The 15,771-nt window shown below is 70.8% G+C and carries 13 protein-coding genes; 6 read left to right on the top strand and 7 right to left on the bottom strand.

Features of this window, described 5'->3' with window-relative positions; translation table 11 throughout:
• Positions 1 to 136: 136 nt before the first annotated feature.
• Positions 137 to 1,486 (top strand): polysaccharide deacetylase family protein, encoded by a 1,350-nt coding sequence (locus tag OU415_RS31220; RefSeq protein ID WP_270953049.1) that lies wholly within the window; start codon positions 137 to 139, stop codon positions 1,484 to 1,486.
• A 4-nt stretch (positions 1,487 to 1,490) separates the two neighbouring features.
• Here OU415_RS31220 and OU415_RS31215 read toward each other — a convergent pair whose 3' ends face one another.
• On the bottom strand, positions 1,491 to 2,198 hold the full coding sequence (locus tag OU415_RS31215) for a TetR/AcrR family transcriptional regulator (RefSeq protein WP_270953048.1): 708 nt from the start codon (positions 2,196 to 2,198) through the stop codon (positions 1,491 to 1,493).
• A gap of 76 nt (positions 2,199 to 2,274) precedes the next feature.
• Here OU415_RS31215 and OU415_RS31210 point away from each other — a divergent pair, with 76 nt between their 5' ends.
• Positions 2,275 to 3,798 carry an FAD-dependent monooxygenase gene (locus OU415_RS31210; protein ID WP_270953047.1) on the top strand — a complete coding sequence of 508 codons (1,524 nt, stop codon included), beginning with the start codon at positions 2,275 to 2,277 and terminating at the stop codon, positions 3,796 to 3,798.
• Positions 3,799 to 3,841: 43 nt separating this feature from the next.
• Here the strand turns inward: OU415_RS31210 and OU415_RS31205 are convergent, their stop codons facing one another.
• Both OU415_RS31205 and OU415_RS31200 read right to left on the bottom strand, forming a co-directional pair.
• Entirely contained in the window at positions 3,842 to 4,498 is a 657-nt protein-coding gene (locus OU415_RS31205; protein ID WP_270953046.1) for an HAD family hydrolase, read from the bottom strand.
• A 71-nt stretch (positions 4,499 to 4,569) separates the two neighbouring features.
• Complete coding sequence (locus OU415_RS31200; protein WP_270953045.1) at positions 4,570 to 5,220, bottom strand: hypothetical protein; 651 nt, start codon at positions 5,218 to 5,220, stop codon at positions 4,570 to 4,572.
• A 67-nt stretch (positions 5,221 to 5,287) separates the two neighbouring features.
• Between OU415_RS31200 and OU415_RS31195 the strand changes: the two genes are divergently transcribed.
• Positions 5,288 to 5,920 carry a TetR/AcrR family transcriptional regulator gene (locus OU415_RS31195; RefSeq protein WP_270953044.1) on the top strand — a complete coding sequence of 211 codons (633 nt, stop codon included), beginning with the start codon at positions 5,288 to 5,290 and terminating at the stop codon, positions 5,918 to 5,920.
• 59 nt (positions 5,921 to 5,979) lie between these two features.
• Here OU415_RS31195 and OU415_RS31190 read toward each other — a convergent pair whose 3' ends face one another.
• Positions 5,980 to 6,588, bottom strand: coding sequence for a regulatory protein RecX (locus OU415_RS31190; RefSeq protein ID WP_333779117.1), 609 nt, complete (start codon positions 6,586 to 6,588; stop codon positions 5,980 to 5,982).
• Positions 6,589 to 6,606: 18 nt separating this feature from the next.
• Entirely contained in the window at positions 6,607 to 7,653 is a 1,047-nt protein-coding gene (recA, locus tag OU415_RS31185; protein WP_270953042.1) for a recombinase RecA, read from the bottom strand.
• A 256-nt stretch (positions 7,654 to 7,909) separates the two neighbouring features.
• Here recA and OU415_RS31180 point away from each other — a divergent pair, with 256 nt between their 5' ends.
• Positions 7,910 to 8,662, top strand: coding sequence for a DUF4383 domain-containing protein (locus tag OU415_RS31180; RefSeq protein ID WP_270953041.1), 753 nt, complete (start codon positions 7,910 to 7,912; stop codon positions 8,660 to 8,662).
• 178 nt (positions 8,663 to 8,840) lie between these two features.
• Here the strand turns inward: OU415_RS31180 and OU415_RS31175 are convergent, their stop codons facing one another.
• Entirely contained in the window at positions 8,841 to 9,035 is a 195-nt protein-coding gene (locus OU415_RS31175) for a DUF3046 domain-containing protein (protein WP_270953040.1), read from the bottom strand.
• Between the two features lie 37 nt (positions 9,036 to 9,072).
• Between OU415_RS31175 and OU415_RS31170 the strand changes: the two genes are divergently transcribed.
• Positions 9,073 to 9,204, top strand: coding sequence for a hypothetical protein (locus OU415_RS31170; protein ID WP_270953039.1), 132 nt, complete (start codon positions 9,073 to 9,075; stop codon positions 9,202 to 9,204).
• 4 nt (positions 9,205 to 9,208) lie between these two features.
• Here the strand turns inward: OU415_RS31170 and OU415_RS31165 are convergent, their stop codons facing one another.
• Positions 9,209 to 11,017, bottom strand: a complete 1,809-nt coding sequence (locus OU415_RS31165; RefSeq protein WP_270953038.1) for an Hsp70 family protein — start codon at positions 11,015 to 11,017, stop codon at positions 9,209 to 9,211.
• A gap of 182 nt (positions 11,018 to 11,199) precedes the next feature.
• On the opposite strand from OU415_RS31165, the gene OU415_RS31160 reads away from it, so the two are divergent.
• Positions 11,200 to 15,753, top strand: a complete 4,554-nt coding sequence (locus OU415_RS31160; protein WP_270953037.1) for an ATP-dependent helicase — start codon at positions 11,200 to 11,202, stop codon at positions 15,751 to 15,753.
• Positions 15,754 to 15,771 lie beyond the last annotated feature (18 nt).

Genomic DNA, 15,771 nt, shown 5'->3' with positions numbered 1-15,771 from the left:
GTGCGGAGGTGGTGGCCGCCCACCACCTCCGCACGACGGCGTACCCCATCCACCTCACGTGCTGGATCCAGCACGTCCTCCACCAGCCGTAACGTCCCGGACGTCAGGTCGGTCGACCCCGTTTGGCGGTCCGGTGATGGATGCGCGGAAACTGCTGAGCCGAGCTCTCACCTGCACCGGCGTCGTGCTGCTGGTGCTGTTCCTCGGCGCGCCGGCCGACGCCGCACCGACGCCCCGGACCGTGGTCAGCTTCACCGTCGACGACGGCACCGCGTCGCAGACCGCCGGTGCCCGGATCCTCAGCCAGCACCGGATGCGCGGCACCTTCTACGTCGTCTCCGGTTCCATCGGCCAGCCCGGCTACCTCAGCCTCGACGACCTGCGCGGCATGTCCGCGGCCGGCCACGAGATCGGCGGGCACACGGTCACCCACCCGGACCTGGGCACCATCGGCCCGGACGAGCTCCGGCGCGAGATCTGCCAGGACCGCGCCAACCTGACCGACTGGGGATTCCGCGCGACCTCGTTCGCCTACCCCTTCGGCATCGCCGACCAGGCCGATGAGCAGGCCGTGCGGGACTGCGGCTACAACAGCGCCCGCATCACCGGCAGCATCCGGACGGCGCGCGGTTGCGGCAACTGCCCGCCGGCCGAGGGCATCCCGCCGCGGAACCCGATGGCCGTGCGCGGCACCGGCATGATCGATCCGAGCTGGACGTTGGAGGAGCTCCAGCAGGTCGTGCTCAACGCCGAGGCCGACGGTGGCGGCTGGGTTCCCCTGGTGCTGCACCAGGTCTGCGACTTCTGCGGTCCGCTGTCCATCAGCCCCAGGGTGCTGGACCAGTTCACCTCGTGGCTGGCCGCCCGGGAAGCCAGGGGCACGGTGGTGCGCACCGTCGACGAGGTCATGGGCGGTGAACCCGCACCGCTGGTCCGTCCGCCCGCGCCCGCGCCGCGCGCCGGGCTGGTGAACGCGTCGCTGGAGGAACCCGGACCGCGGGGCTGGGTGCCGAGCAGCTGGGGCCAGAACAGTCCGAAGTGGACCCAGGTGCCGGACGCGCACAGCGGGCAGTCGGCGCAGCGGCTCGACCTGGCGGACTACGTCAACGGCGACGCCAAGCTCTTGCAGCGGATGGACCAGGGCGAAGCCGCACCGGTCGCGCACGAGAACAACACCTACACGCTCAACGCCTGGTACAAGTCGACCGCGCGGACGCAGTTCGCCGTCTACTACCGCGACCGGGCCGGGTCCTGGCACTACTGGACGACCAGCCCGTTCTTCTCCCCCGCCGCCCAGTGGACCGCGGCGACGTGGACGACCCCGGCAGCCCCGCCCGGCACGACCGGGCTGAGCTTCGGACTCGCGCTGTCGGCATCGGGGTCGCTGACCACCGACGACTACGGACTGCAGGAGCACCCCGCGGTCAGCTACGAGCGCCTGTGCACGCGCTTGCCGTTGGTGTCCCTGGTCAGCTGGCTGTGCTGACCGGTCAGGCGAGGGCCCTGGCGATCCCGGCGAGCAAGCAGGCGAGGCCGAACTCGAAGCGGGCTTCGTGGTCGCGGTCGTCGGCTTCCAGGATCCGCCGGTTGAAGTGCGGGTACTGCCCGGACTCGACCACCTGGCGCACGTACTCGCCGACCGCGTGCTGCCAGTCCGCCTCGGTCATCCCAGTGCTCCGCTGAGCCTCCAGATCGGCCAGTTCCGCCGCAGCGGAACCGAGCACGAACGTGCTGATGGCGCTGACGACCATCGCGGCCTGGGACGCGTCATCGGTCGCCCTGCCCACCACGCCCAGCTGGTGATCCGCGCGCTTGAGCACGTTGGGGCCGAGCGTCGGCCGCCGCGTCGCCTGCTGGACTAGCCAGGGGTGGCGCAGCAGCGAGGCCCGGGAGCTGCGTGCGATGGCGGCGAGGTCTTCGAGCCAGTCGCCCGACTCCACTGGCGGCTCTCCCTCGCCGTGGACGGCATCGACCATGAGCTCGATCAGCTCGTCCTTGTTGGTGACGTGCCGGTACAGCGAGGTGGTGCCGGAGCCCATCTCGGCCGCGATGCGCCGCATGGACAGCGCCTCGATGCCTTCGGCGTCGGCGAGGTCGATCGCGGTGCGCACGATCTTCTCCTCGGTGAGCGCCGGACGGCTGCCGCGCTGCCGGTCGCGCATCCACACCAGCGCCGGGGACTGCGATCGAGCAGACATGGGAACACTGTACCCATAGGGTACGGTGTTCCCAGAACGGGAACACTGTTCCCAAAAATGTGAGATGGAGACAGCCATGAACCAGCACCCGGTCGTCATCGCAGGTGGCGGCACCGTCGGCCTGGCCACCGCACTGTTCCTAGGCCACCACGGCGTGCCGGCGCTGGTCCTCGAACGCCGACCCGAACCGTCCAACCACCCGCGGGCGCTCGGGATCAGCCCGCGCTCGCTGGAGTTCTTCCGCGAAGTCGGCGTGCGCGGAGGAGTGGACGCGGTCGCGGTGCGCTCGACCGAGATGTGGCGGGCCGAGGCCCGCACCGCAGCCGAAATAGATCGCCCCGGACCGGCGCCGAAACTGCCGTTCCCCAACACCGCGTCGCCGGAGACGCCGCACGGCCACTACCCGCAGGACCGGCTCGATTCGGTGCTCATCCCGGAGGCGCGAGCGCGCGGTGCGGCGATCGAATTCGACGTCGAAGTCACCGGCGTCGAGCAGGACGACGACGGCGTCTCAGTCGCTCTCTCCGACGGACGCGTGGTCCGGACCGACTACCTGGTGGGCGCGGACGGCGCCCGCAGCGCGGTTCGACGCCTGCTGGGCATCAGCACCACGGGCCCGGGCGAGATCGGCGACACCACGGTGAACATCCTGTTCCAGGCCGACCTGGTGGGTCACTTCGGTTCGATGCCGACGATGACGCAGATCAGCCATCCGGACGCATCGGGAGTGCTACTGGCCGTCGGCGAGCAGCGGTGGGTGCTGCACGTGACATCGCCCGACGGGGAGAACTTCTCCGAGGAGCGCAGCGCCGCCGCGGTGCGCACCGCCATCGGCGCCGACGTGCCCGTCGAGATCGTCAGCGCGCTGACCTGGCGGGCGACCGCGCGGATGGCCGACGAATTCCGGTCCGGGCGGGCGTTCCTGGTCGGCGACGCCGCGCGCACCATCTCCCCGCTGGGCGCGTTCGGCCTGAACAGCGGACTCGCCGACGCGCACAACCTGGCCTGGAAGCTGGCCCTGGTGCTGGCCGGGAAGGCCAGCGACCGGCTGCTGGACAGCTACCACGAAGAACGTCACGCCGTGTCCGAACTGGTGACGCAGCAGGCGTTGCTGCGCTGGGAGAACCCCCGGCTGCACTGGGATCCGGCGGCGGTCGCCGAGCGAGCTGCCGCCGGGGCGTGGAACGCCCCGCTGGTGACCATGGGCTACCGGTACGACTCCTCGGCGATCATCGACCCGGTGGTCACCCCTCCGTCCACTGAGGACCTCTTGGCGAGCTTCGACGGCGCGCCCGGTTCCAGGCTGCCGCACCGGTGGCTGGACGAGACCACCTCCACGCTCGACCTCAACGAGTCCCGGTTCGCCGTGTTCACCGGTCCGGACGGCGAACCGTGGGGTGAAGCGGCGCAGCGGGTCGCAGCTTCAAGCGGACTTGAGCTGCGCACGGCTCAGCTCGACTCGGAGTGGGCGCGGTCGGTGGGCCTCGACGACGGCGGCGCGCTGCTGGTGCGTCCGGACGGCTTCATCGCCTGGCGCACCGACCAAGCCGCCGACGACGCAGTGCTGGACAAGGTCCTCGCCGCAGTGACCGGTCGCTGACCGACGCGGGGGGAGTTCTTCTCGAGAACTCCCCCGGCCTGAGCTAGTTGAGGAGGGCCAAGGCCTCGGGGATCGAGTCGACGACCGGGCGACCCGTCTTCTCCAGGGCCTCGCGGCTGGTCACGCCGGTCGTGACCAGCACGCAGCGCGTTCCGGCCTGCTCCGCGGCGTGGGCGTCGTCGAGGACGTCACCGATGAGGACCGCGTCCCGGGCGTCGAGCTCCTGCGCTTCCAGGTGGCGGCGCAGGTGCTCGGCTTTCGAACCGCCACCGACCTCCGCGCGCAAACCGTCGACGCGCGCGAACATCTCGTACAAGCCCCGGTCCGTCACCAGCTCGACGAGCTCGCCGTGGAACCACATGGACAGCAAGGACTGGCTGCGACCGGTCTTCGCCCAGTCCTGCAAGGCGTTCGGCACGCCCTTCGCCAAACCGCACGTGTCCAGCAGCTTTCTGTACGCGTCGTGGTAGAGCACGTCGATGCGGGCCCAGTCCCGGTCGTCCAGCGACCTCCGCAGCAGGCGCTCGTAGCACTGCAGCAGCGGTCGCCCGAACACCGCGCGCCACTCGTCGATGTCGATGTGCTCCCGGTCGAATTCCGAGCAGACGGTGTTCACCGCTGATACCACGGCGTGGTTGTCGTCCAGGAGAGTTCCGTTCCAGTCCCACACGATGTGCCGGGTGTCCGCGAGAGTCGTCATGACTGGCGACTCTACGAGCCGACCACGACGATCCGGCACTGCCGTCCCAACCCGGGAGATCCGGCCGGCGCTCAGCTGCCCGCCAGCAGGAGCACGCTGCAGACGACGATCCAGGCCGCCCACCCTAGCCAGCCGATCAGGCCGGTCACCGCGATGCGGTTCGTGCCGTCGGCGTTGTAGGGGCTGACCGACGACGAGACGAACAGCAGCGCGGCGCTGAGGTATCCGAGCCAAGCGTGCCATTCGGGGAGGAACCCGACGCCGACCCCGGCCGTACTGAATCCGATCAGGGCCAGTGCCAGGAAGACCTGGTTGAACCCGAACAGGACGTTGTTCAGCGTCCACAGCCCGACGATCGAGTCCCGGTTCTGGGCCGCGGCCGCCATTCCGAACCGCAACGCCTCCACCACCGCGAACGTGGCGTTCTGCATGAGGACACCGGCGAAGCCGACGAGGGCCCACGCATCTGCTCTCGGCTCGCCGCGCCACAACTCCGCGAGCAGCCCGGCGGCGAAAACCGTGGTGAACAGCCACGTGGCCGGCGCGACCACCGAAGGTTTCCTCAACCGGCCGCCGAGCGCGACCAGCGAGTCGGCCACCTCCGACGGGGACCGGCCGGAGTTCGGCATCGGGAACCCGACGCGGATGTAGACGGCGTTGATGGCGAGGGCAAGCAGGACGAACCCGATGCCTCCTGCTCCCGCAAGACCGGCGATGGTCATCGCGCACCCCCAATTCACTTAACGTGGTTTATAATCAATATGCATCACGTTAGACGGAAGGGTGGTCATGGCGGAAGAGAGCGGTCGGCGCCGGTACAACTCGCTGCGCCGCATGACGCAGGCGCACCAGACCAGGGCCGAGATCGCAGACGCCGCGCGTCGGCTGTTCGTCGCGCAGGGCTGGGCGGCCACCACCGTGCGGGATGTCGCCCGCGAGGCGGGGGTTTCCGCGCCGACCGTCTACGCGGCCTACCAGAACAAGACCGGACTGGTCTGGGCATTGGTCGAAGCCGCTGATATCGCAGCGGATCTACCGCGGCAGATCGACGAGCTGGAAGCCACCACCGATCCTCGGCGGCACCTGTCCGCGATGGCCGGCTACGACCGACGCCTGTTCGAGCGCGCCGGCAACCTCATCACGCTGATCCGGGACGCCGGCCGGACCGAACCTGAACTCGCCGACTTGTACCGGAAGGCGCGAGAAGTGGCCGACCAGACCCGCTTCCAGGTGTTCACCTCCTGGCCCGGGGGCGCACTCCGCCTGGACCTGGACGTCCCCACCGCCGTCGACATCTACGCAGCCCTGTGCAACATCGACGTCTACGCAACGCTCACCGCGGAGCGCTCCTGGTCACCTGATCGCATCGAGCAGTGGTGGAGCGAAACCCTCGCTCGCGAACTGCTCGCCCAGCCCGGATAGGACGAAGCGGGGCCGGTTCCTGCTGGGAACCGGCCCCGCTTAGGGGAAACTGCTCGTGGTCACGGGGTGTCGAAGTCCGGGGATTCTTCTCCGGAGCGTTCGATCTCTTCGCGCACCACGCGGAAGGCCAGGCCTTCGGAATAGCCCTTGCGCGCCAGCATTCCGACCAGGCGTCGCATCTTCGTGGTGTGGTCGAGCGAGCTCATGCCGCGGAGCTTGCGCTGCACCAGCTCGCGGGCCCGCTCCGCCTCCACGTCGGAATCCACAGTGGACAGCGCCGCTTCCACCAGGTGTTCGTCGACGCCCTTGCGGCGCAGTTCGAAGCCCAGCGCCTTGCGCCCCAAGCCCTGCGTGCGCTGCCGCGCGTGCACCCACTCCTCCGCGAAGGCGGCGTCGTCGACCAGACCCGCGTCGACGAACTTCTGCAGCACGCCGTCGGCGATGTCCTCGTCGATCTCCTTGCGCAGCAAGGCTTGGCGCAACTCCCCGCGGCTGCGCGCACGCGCCGCCAAGAGCCGGTACACGATGTCGCGCGCCTGGCTCTCCGGGTTGTCGTCCTTGCGTCGCTTCGACTCCGCCGCTTCGCCCGGAGTCCCGTCCGCCGGGCGGGCATCGTCGGAGCGGCGACTCTTCGCACCGCCGCTCCGACGCCTGCCACCGTCGTTCATCCGCACCAACGTTCAGGATCAGAAGTCGACCGGGGCCGGCTCGGCGGCTTCCTCCGCGTCCACGGTGGCGCCGATGCCGAGCTTCTCCTTGATCCGCTTCTCGATCTCGTTGGCGACGTCCGGGTTCTCCCGCATGAACCGGCGGGCGTTCTCCTTGCCCTGGCCCAGCTGATCGCCCTCGTAGGTGTACCAGGCACCGGACTTGCGGATGATGCCCTGCTCGACGCCCATGTCGATCAGCGAACCCTCGCGGCTGATGCCGATGCCGTAGATGATGTCGAACTCGGCCTGCTTGAACGGCGGCGCGACCTTGTTCTTGACCACCTTGACGCGGGTCCGGTTGCCGACCGCGTCCGAGCCGTCCTTGAGCGTCTCGATCCGCCGCACGTCCAGGCGCACCGAGGAGTAGAACTTCAGCGCCTTACCACCGGTGGTGGTCTCCGGGGAGCCGAACATCACGCCGACCTTCTCGCGGAGCTGGTTGATGAAGATCGCGGTGGTCTTGGCGTTGTAGAGCGCGGAGGTCAGCTTCCGCAGCGCCTGGCTCATCAGCCTGGCCTGCAGACCCACGTGGCTGTCACCCATGTCGCCCTCGATCTCGGCGCGCGGCACCAGCGCGGCCACCGAGTCGATGACGATGATGTCCAGCGCGCCGGAGCGGATCAGCATGTCCGCGATCTCCAGCGCCTGCTCACCGGTGTCCGGCTGGGACACCAGCAGGGCGTCGGTGTCCACGCCGATCGCCTTGGCGTACTCGGGGTCCAGCGCGTGCTCGGCGTCGACGAACGCCGCGGTGCCGCCCAGCTTCTGGGCGTTGGCCACCGCGTGCAGGGCGACCGAGGTCTTACCGCTGCTCTCCGGGCCGTAGACCTCCACGATCCGGCCGCGCGGCAGACCGCCGATCCCGAGCGCCACGTCGAGCGAGATGGAACCGGTCGGGATGACCTCGATCGGCGCGCGCGACTCGTCGCCGAGTCGCATGACCGACCCCTTGCCGAACTGCTTGTCGATCTGGGCGAGCGCCAGCTCCAGCGCCTTGCCCTTGTCCGGTGTCGCTGCTGCCATCGGGGTCCACCTCGGTCGAATCGTGCTTCGTCGTTGTTCGGTTCAGACGCTACGGGCAGGGACCGACAATCCGGCCGCGGGGCCCGCCCACCTCGATCCCGTGCCCCCACATCTTAGACGAACGGATGTTCGATCAACTTCCCGACACGCCAGTCGTATCACCTGTTCGTGTGACAGTGCGATCACCTCGGTCCGGGTGGACACTCGGAAGACCACTTGGCGCGCCCCGTCGCGCCCCGAGGAGGAGGTGCCGACCATGCGCATGGACCGATACCTTCCGCCGGACCACCCGCTCAGCCGGTTCTACCGGATGGCGGCGGCCATCTTCGGCGCCTGCCTGCTGGCCTTCGGCGTGCTGGGCGTGGCCAACCGGGTGCCGCTGTTCACCACCCACGGCATCGACGTCCTCGGGCTCTCCAGCAACGGCCTGCTCGCAGTGGTCTCGATCGTGGTCGGCGCGGTCCTGGTCTGCGCCGCTGCCTGGGGCGGACCCGTCGCCTCCACCACCACCGCCGTGATCGGCGTGCTGTTCTTCCTGTCCGGGCTGATCAACCTCGGGCTGCTCGACACGCCCTGGAACCTGTTCGCGTTCAAGCTGCAGAACGTGGTGTTCAGCCTGATCGCCGGCATGGTCCTGATGTTCTTCGGGTTCTACGGCCGGCTCAGCGGCGGACTGCCGCAGGACAACCCGTTCGTCCGCTACCGGCACCACGAACCACCCGCCGAGGAGGTCCCCGAGCAGCGGCTGGCCGACGAGCAGCGCATCGCCGAGCTCACCCCGCTGGCCAGGGACGAGATCGCGGTGGCCGAAGGCCACCCCACCCCGGAGCAGGCGCGCCGGGTGCGCGCCGAGGCCTGGCGGCACATGCAGGAGGAGCGCCGCCGCGCCTACCAGCACTACGCGAACGCCGGACGCACGCCCGAGCAGCAGCTCAGCGCCCAGAACCTCTGGGCCGACTTCGAAACCCCGGAGCAGACCAAGAAACCCGGCCGGGAACCGGAGTCCTGACCCGCCGGCCCAAACCGGGAGGACGCAATTTCAATGGAAATCAGACGTCTGATTTCCATTGAAATTGCGGAAGTTCTCCACAGCCAGGACGACCTGTCCACACCCGTCGGCATGTCGGGTCCCGACACGCCCGGAGGACCGCAGTTTCAATTGAAACTGCGGTTGATCGCGGCTGGGGTCAGCGGCGTTCCGGGGGTACTTCGAAGGCTTCGCAGATCGCCTGCCAGACCTCTTTCGTCGACATGCCGGCTTCGAGGGCCTGGTCGACGGTGCGCCCGTCGAGCGACGAGAAGACGTGGTCCTGGGCCAGCATCTCGGCGCGGACCCGACCGAACTCATCGGCCATGCGTTGGCGGAAAGCTGTGTGGCGCATCGCCCATCAGACTACGCGCCGCCAGTACGCTGGTGGTGTGCTGTTCCTGATGCAGGCCGATCTGACCGGCCTGTCCTCCCCGCTCGGCAGGATCGTGATCGCCCTCGGCCTGCTGGCCGCGATCGTGGTCGCGGTGCGGTTCCTGTGGGAGAACCGCAACCGCCGCTGAGCCGTCAGGCCAGGCCCGGCTGGACGGTCTTCTCGAACTCGTCGGCCAGGTCGTCGGGAGTCAGCTTCCGGTCGGGGTTGGGCTTGAGCACCATGCCGACCAGCGGCCGGTCGTCGACGGTGAACACCAGGGTGCCGAACTCGACGCCGGTGACCGCGCGGTAGCTGCCGGACAGCCCGTTGCCGGTCCAGTCCGCCTCGACCCGGTTGCTGTGCACCCCGTTGAACGACAGCAGCAGATCGGCCCGCGCCGCCGCCGCTTCCTGCGAATCCAGCTGGGTGTAGACGATCTGGGTGCCCTCGTTGGGGTTTCCGATCGAGCAGGACACCACGGTGCCGCTGAGCTCCCGCAGTCCCGGCATGACCCGCTGCCAGCCGGGCGCGCAGTTGGCCTTCTCCGGGACGCTGCCCGCGAGGTTCCGAAGGCACGAGGTGAAGCCCTTGTCGTCCTTCGCACCGGGCTGGAAGCACTCCGAGGCGCTGGGCGCGGGCGAGTTCCCGCTGAGGCGCAGCACGACCGCCACCACGGCGACGATCACCGCGACGGCGGTGAAGGCGCCCAGCCCGATCAGGAGGTTGCGCTTCGAACCGGGAGCGGCCGGCTGCGGGGCCTGCTGCGGCAGGACGACCGGGTGGGTGCGCACCGTGTCGGGCTCGCGGTAGCCGGGCTGCGCGACGGGCGCCGGCTGCGCGGGGGTCGGCGCGACCGGGGTCGGCCGGATGTCGTTGGTCCACATCGCCGCGCCGTCGCGGGCCACGTGGTGGGCGCCGAGCGCGACCGCGGTCTCCGGCTGGTCGAGCGTGGTCGGCACGACCCGCAGCTGCTCCCCGATCAGGCTCGCGACCAGCGGCAACCGGCTGGAGCCGCCGACCAGGTAGATCCCGGCGAGCTGCTCGGGCGCCATCCCGTTGGAGCGCAGCACCGAGGCCAGCAGCTCGACGCTGCGCAGCATGGTGGGGCGCACCAGGCCTTCCAGCTCCGCGCGGGTGACCAGCACGTCGTCGAAGGGCTCGGGCATCGGCACCTCGGTCTGCGGGTGCCGGGACAGCGTCTCCTTCGCCGCGCGGACGTCCTCGTGCAGCGCGCGCTGGGCGCGTCGGTCGGCGGTGGTGTCCGGCCGCAGCAGGTGCTGCCAGCGCTGCGGGTCCTTGTTGGAGACCTGCCGTCCGACGTGCTCCAGCAGCGCCTGGTCGACGTCCAGACCGCCGAGGTCACCCAGGCCGTCCTCGGCCAGCACCACGAACCCGGCCTGGCCGACGCCCACGATCGCGCAGTCGAAGGTGCCCGCACCGAGGTCGTAGACGGCCAGCACCTGGCCGTTGCCGAGCGCGCGGTCCGGGAACGAGGCGAAGTGCGCGGCGGCCGCGACGGGTTCGGGCACCAGGACGAGGTTGCAGCTGAACCCGGCCAGCCGCGCGGCCGAGAGCAGCACGTTGCGCCGGACGGTGCCCCACTGCGCGGGGTGGGTGAGGCGGACCTCGTCGGGCTGGACGCCGCCGAGCTGGCGGGTGGTCTCCTCGGCGACCCGGTGCAGGACGGCGGCGAGCGCGTCGGTGACCGTGATGACGTTGTCGCCGAGCAGGAGGGTGCTCTCGTCGACGCGGCGCTTCGGGTTCGGCTCGAACCGGGACGGGTCCAGCCGGGCCCGGCGTTCGGCGTCCCGGCCGACGATGAGCCCGCCGTCCTCGGTGGCGAACACCGCCGAGGGCATCGTCGCCGATCCGTCCACCTCGATCACGCGCGGTGGCCGACCGTGCGCCGAGAGCACCGCGACGGTGTTCGAGGTACCGAGATCCACTGACAGGACGCGCACCCGTCCCCCTCCCAGAAAAAGGACCTTGCCACCGGAATGCTGCCATGTGAGGGCCGGGCGGAAGCACGGATCCCGGCCATCGGGCCGAGATCCGCCGTCCGGCAGCCACTTTGGACGGTGCTGATCTCGGCTCCGCGCGGCCTCGGCGGCGCGATGTCGGACCGCTGGTCCAGCATGGAGGGGTGCGCGATGTGCTGGACTCCTTCTCCGCCGCGACCCGCGACTGGTTCCGCGGTGCCTTCGCCGCGCCCACCGAAGCGCAGCGCGGGGCGTGGGAGGCCATCGCCGAGGGCGAGCACGCGCTGGTCGTCGCGCCGACCGGTTCCGGCAAGACGCTCGCGGCGTTCCTGTCCGCCCTGGACAAGCTGGCCGTCGAAGGTGCGCCCGCCGACGCCAAGCACCGCTGCCGGGTGCTCTACGTCTCGCCGCTGAAGGCGCTGGCCGTCGACGTGGAGCGCAACTTGCGCGCGCCGCTGGCCGGGATCCGGCAGGCCGCGCAGCGGCGAGGCAGCGCGCCACCGGACATCGCGGTCGGCATCCGCACCGGCGACACCCCCGCTGACCAGCGCAGATCGTTCACCCGCAGGCCGCCGGACGTGCTGGTGACCACTCCGGAATCGCTGTTCCTGCTGCTGACCTCGGCGGCGCGGGAGTCGCTGCGCGGGGTGGAGACGGTGATCGTCGACGAGGTGCACGCGGTGGCGGGCACCAAGCGCGGGGCGCACCTGGCGCTGTCCCTGGAGCGGCTGGACGAACTCCTGCCGCAGCCCGCGCAGCGCATCGGGTTGTCCGCGACGGTCCGGCCGGTCGAGGAAGTGCGCACCTTCCTGGCCGGTGGCCGGCCGGTGCGCACCATCCAGCCCGCGCACCCGAAGGAGGTCGAGGTCCGGGTCGTGGTGCCGGTGCCGGACATGGCCGAGCTGGGCGCGTCCACCGGCGAGACCGACGACCAGCACCCCTCGATCTGGCCTTCGGTGCAGGACCGGATCCTGGCGCTGATCCGGCAGCACCGCTCGACCATCGTGTTCGCCAACTCCCGGCGGCTGGCCGAGCGGCTGACCGCCGGGCTCAACGAGCTCGCCGAGGAGAACCCGGCGCCGATGGCGCGGTTCCCGGCCGAAGCGGTGGGCGGTTCCGGGGTGAGCACCGGGGCGCTGCCCGTCATCGCCAAGGCGCACCACGGCTCGATGTCGAAGGAACAGCGCGCCGTGGTCGAGGAGGAGCTCAAGTCCGGGCAGCTGGCCTGCGTGGTGGCCACCTCGTCGCTGGAGCTGGGCATCGACATGGGCGCGGTGGACCTGGTGGTCCAGGTGGAGACGCCGCCGAGCGTGGCTTCCGGGCTGCAGCGCATCGGGCGCGGTGGGCACCAGGTCGGCGCGGTGTCGCGCGGCGTGGTGTTCCCGAAGTTCCGGGGTGATCTCGTCGGCTGCGCCGTCGTGTCGGAGCGGATGGCCGACGGGCTGATCGAATCGATCGCCTTCCCGCGCAATCCGCTGGACGTGCTGGCGCAGCACGTGGTGTCGATGGTCGCGATGGACGCCTGGCCGGTGCCGCAACTGGCTTCCGTGGTGCGCCGCGCCGCGCCGTTCGCCGGGTTGCCCGACTCGGCGCTGAACGCGGTGCTGGACATGCTGGCGGGCCGCTACCCGAGCGAGGAGTTCGGCGAGCTGCGGGCGCGGATCGTCTGGGACCGGGTCAACGACGAGCTGCGCGCGCGGCCGGGTGCGCAGCGGCTGGCGGTCACCTCCGGCGGCACGATCCCCGACCGCGGCCTGTTCGCGGTGACCACGCCGGGCGACGACGCCGCGGGCAAGGGCGGGGTGCGCGTCGGCGAGCTCGACGAGGAGATGGTCTACGAGTCGCGGGTGGGCGACACGTTCCTGCTGGGCACCTCGGCCTGGCGGGTGGAGGACATCACCCACGACCGGGTCGTGGTGACCCCGGCACCGGGCCAGCCGGCCAGGATGCCGTTCTGGAAGGGCGATTCCCCGGGGCGCCCGCTCGAGCTGGGACGCGCGCTCGGCGCGTTCGTCCGGGAGCTGGCCAGCGCGGACACCGGATCCGCGCGGGAGCGGATCGCTTCCGCCGGGCTCGACGAGTGGGCCCAGGACAACCTGATGTCCTATTTGGACGAGCAGCGGCGGGCCACCCGGCACGTGCCCGACGACCGCACGATCGTGGTGGAGCGGTTCCGCGACGAGCTCGGCGACTGGCGGCTGGTGGTGCACTCGCCGTTCGGGGCGAAGGTCAACGGCCCGTGGGCGCTGGCGATCGGGGCGCGGATCCGGGAGCGGCGCGGCATCGAACCGCAGGTCGCGTCCTCCGACGACGGGATCGTGCTGCGGTTGGCCGATGCGCTGGACGATTCCGGCGCGGAGGTGCTGCCGACCGCCGAGGACGTGCTGCTGCCGCCGGAGGAAGTCCAGCAGGTGGTGACCGACGAGGTCGGCGGCTCGGCGCTGTTCGCCGCGCGGTTCCGGGAATGCGCCGCGCGGGCGCTGCTGCTTCCCCGCCGCGATCCGCGTCGCCGCACGCCGCTGTGGCAGCAGCGGCAGCGGGCGGCTCAGCTGCTGGCCGTCGCGGCGCAGTACGAGCAGTTCCCCATCGTGCTGGAGGCGATGCGGGAATGCCTGCAGGACGTCTACGACCTTCCCGGGTTGACCGAGCTGATGTCGCAGGTGGCCGCCCGGAAGGTGCGGGTGGTCGAGGTCGAGACCCCGACGCCGTCGCCGTTCGCGCGCAGCCTGCTGTTCGGCTACATCGGCATGTTCCTGTACGAGACCGACGCGCCGCTGGCCGAACGGCGATCGGCCGCGTTGAGCCTGGATTCGACGCTGCTGGCCGAGCTGCTCGGGTCGGAAGCGCTGCGGGAGCTGCTCGATCCCGAGGCCTTGGAGGAGATCGAGCAGCAGCTGCAACGGCTCGCCCCGGACCGGCACGCCCGCGACGCGGAGTCCGCAGTGGATCTGCTGCGGTTCCTCGGTGATCTGTCCACATCGGAGGCCGAAGCGCGAGGTGTGCGCGCCGAATGGCTGGCCGATCTCCTGGAACAGCGGCGCGTGCTGCAGGTGCGCATCGCCGGGCAGGAGCGCTGGATCGCCATCGAGGACGCCGGCAAGGTCCGCGACGCGCTCGGTGTCGCGCTGCCGGTCGGGGTGCCCGAAGCGTTCACCGAACCGGTCGCCGATCCGCTGGGCGATCTGCTGATCCGCTACGCGCGCTGCCGCGGGCCGTTCACCGCCGATACCGCGGCGCAGCGCTTCGGGCTGGGAGTCGCGGTGGTGCACGGCGTGCTGGACCGGATGGCCGGTTCCGGTCGGCTGGTCCGCGGCGAGCTGCGGCCGCTGGAGGCCGGGGGCGGCCGGGCGTTGGAGTACTGCGACGCCGAGGTGCTGCGGCGGCTGCGGAGGGCTTCGCTGGCCCGGTTGCGCGCGGAGGTCGAACCGGTCGAACCCACCGCTCTGGGCCGATTCCTGCCTGCTTGGCACGGCATCGGCGCGCGGCTGCGCACGGCGCCGACCGTCGACGACGTGTACTCCGTCGTCGAGCAGCTGGCCGGGGTGCCGGTTCCGGCCAGCGGCCTGGAGTCGCTGATCCTGCCCGCGCGGTTGCCCGGCTACTCCCCCGCGCTGCTCGACGAGCTGACCGCGACCGGGGAGGTCACCTGGGTGGGATCCGGCGCGTTGGCCGGCGGTGACGGCTGGATCGCGTTGGCGCCCACCGACGTCGCCGATCTGCTGCTGCCGGATCTGCCGGAGGAGCCCGGCGCCAACTCGCCGCTGCACCGAGCTGTGGTGTCCGCATTGGACGGTGGGGCGTTGTTCTTCCGGCAGCTGGCCGACCGCGCGGGGGCGCTGCTGCTGGAGCAGGAGGAGAACGCACCCGCGGATGACGAAGTCACCTCGGCGTTGTGGGATCTGGTCTGGTCCGGCTCGATCACCAACGACACGCTCGCCCCGTTGCGGTCCTTGGTCTCCGGGCGCGGCGCTGCGCACAAGCCTCGACGCAGTGCGCCACGGGGCCGTTATGCGCGACTGCGCGCGGGGCGTCCGTCGATGCCGAGCCGGAGCGGTCCGCCGACGGTTTCCGGACGTTGGTCGCTGGCGCCGCAGCCGTCGAGCGAACCGACGCGTCGCGCGCACGCCCGCGCTGAGGCGTTCCTGGAGCGGCACGGGGTGCTCACTCGCGGAGCGCTGGACATCGAGCGCGTCACCGGCGGGTTTTCCGCCGTGTACAAGGTGCTCCGGGCGATGGAGGAATCCGGGCGTTGCCGTCGCGGGTACGTCATCGAAGGACTCGGGGCGGCGCAGTTCGCGGTGCCCGGTGCGATCGACCGCCTGCGCGCGCTGTCCCGGGACGAGAGCGACGGCGAGGCCGTGGTGCTGGCCGCGGCTGATCCGGCCCAGCCGTACGGCGGGGCGTTGGAATGGCCTGCTGCGATGGGCGAAACCCGGCATCGACCTGGGCGCAAGGCGGGCGCGCTGGTGGTTCTCGTGTCCGGCGAGGCGGTGTTCTACGTCGAGCGCGGCGGGAAGTCGCTGCTGTCGTTCACTGAGGACGAGTCAGCGCTTCGAGCAGCTGCGGCAGGGCTCGCGCGCGTCGTCCGCGACGGTTGGCTGGAACAGCTCTCTGTGCAGCGCGCCGACGGCGAAGGCGCGTGGGGATCACGGCTCGCGGCGGTGCTGACCGAAGCAGGATTCCGCGCCACCCCGAAGGGCTTGCGCCTGCGCGCCTGACGTCCGGTGTTCGCCACG

It is taken from the genome of Saccharopolyspora oryzae, assembly GCF_027853915.1.
GTDB lineage: Bacteria > Actinomycetota > Actinomycetes > Mycobacteriales > Pseudonocardiaceae > Saccharopolyspora > Saccharopolyspora oryzae.
Note: the sequence above shows the minus strand (reverse complement) of the source record. Positions and strands in the feature narration are given on the sequence as shown.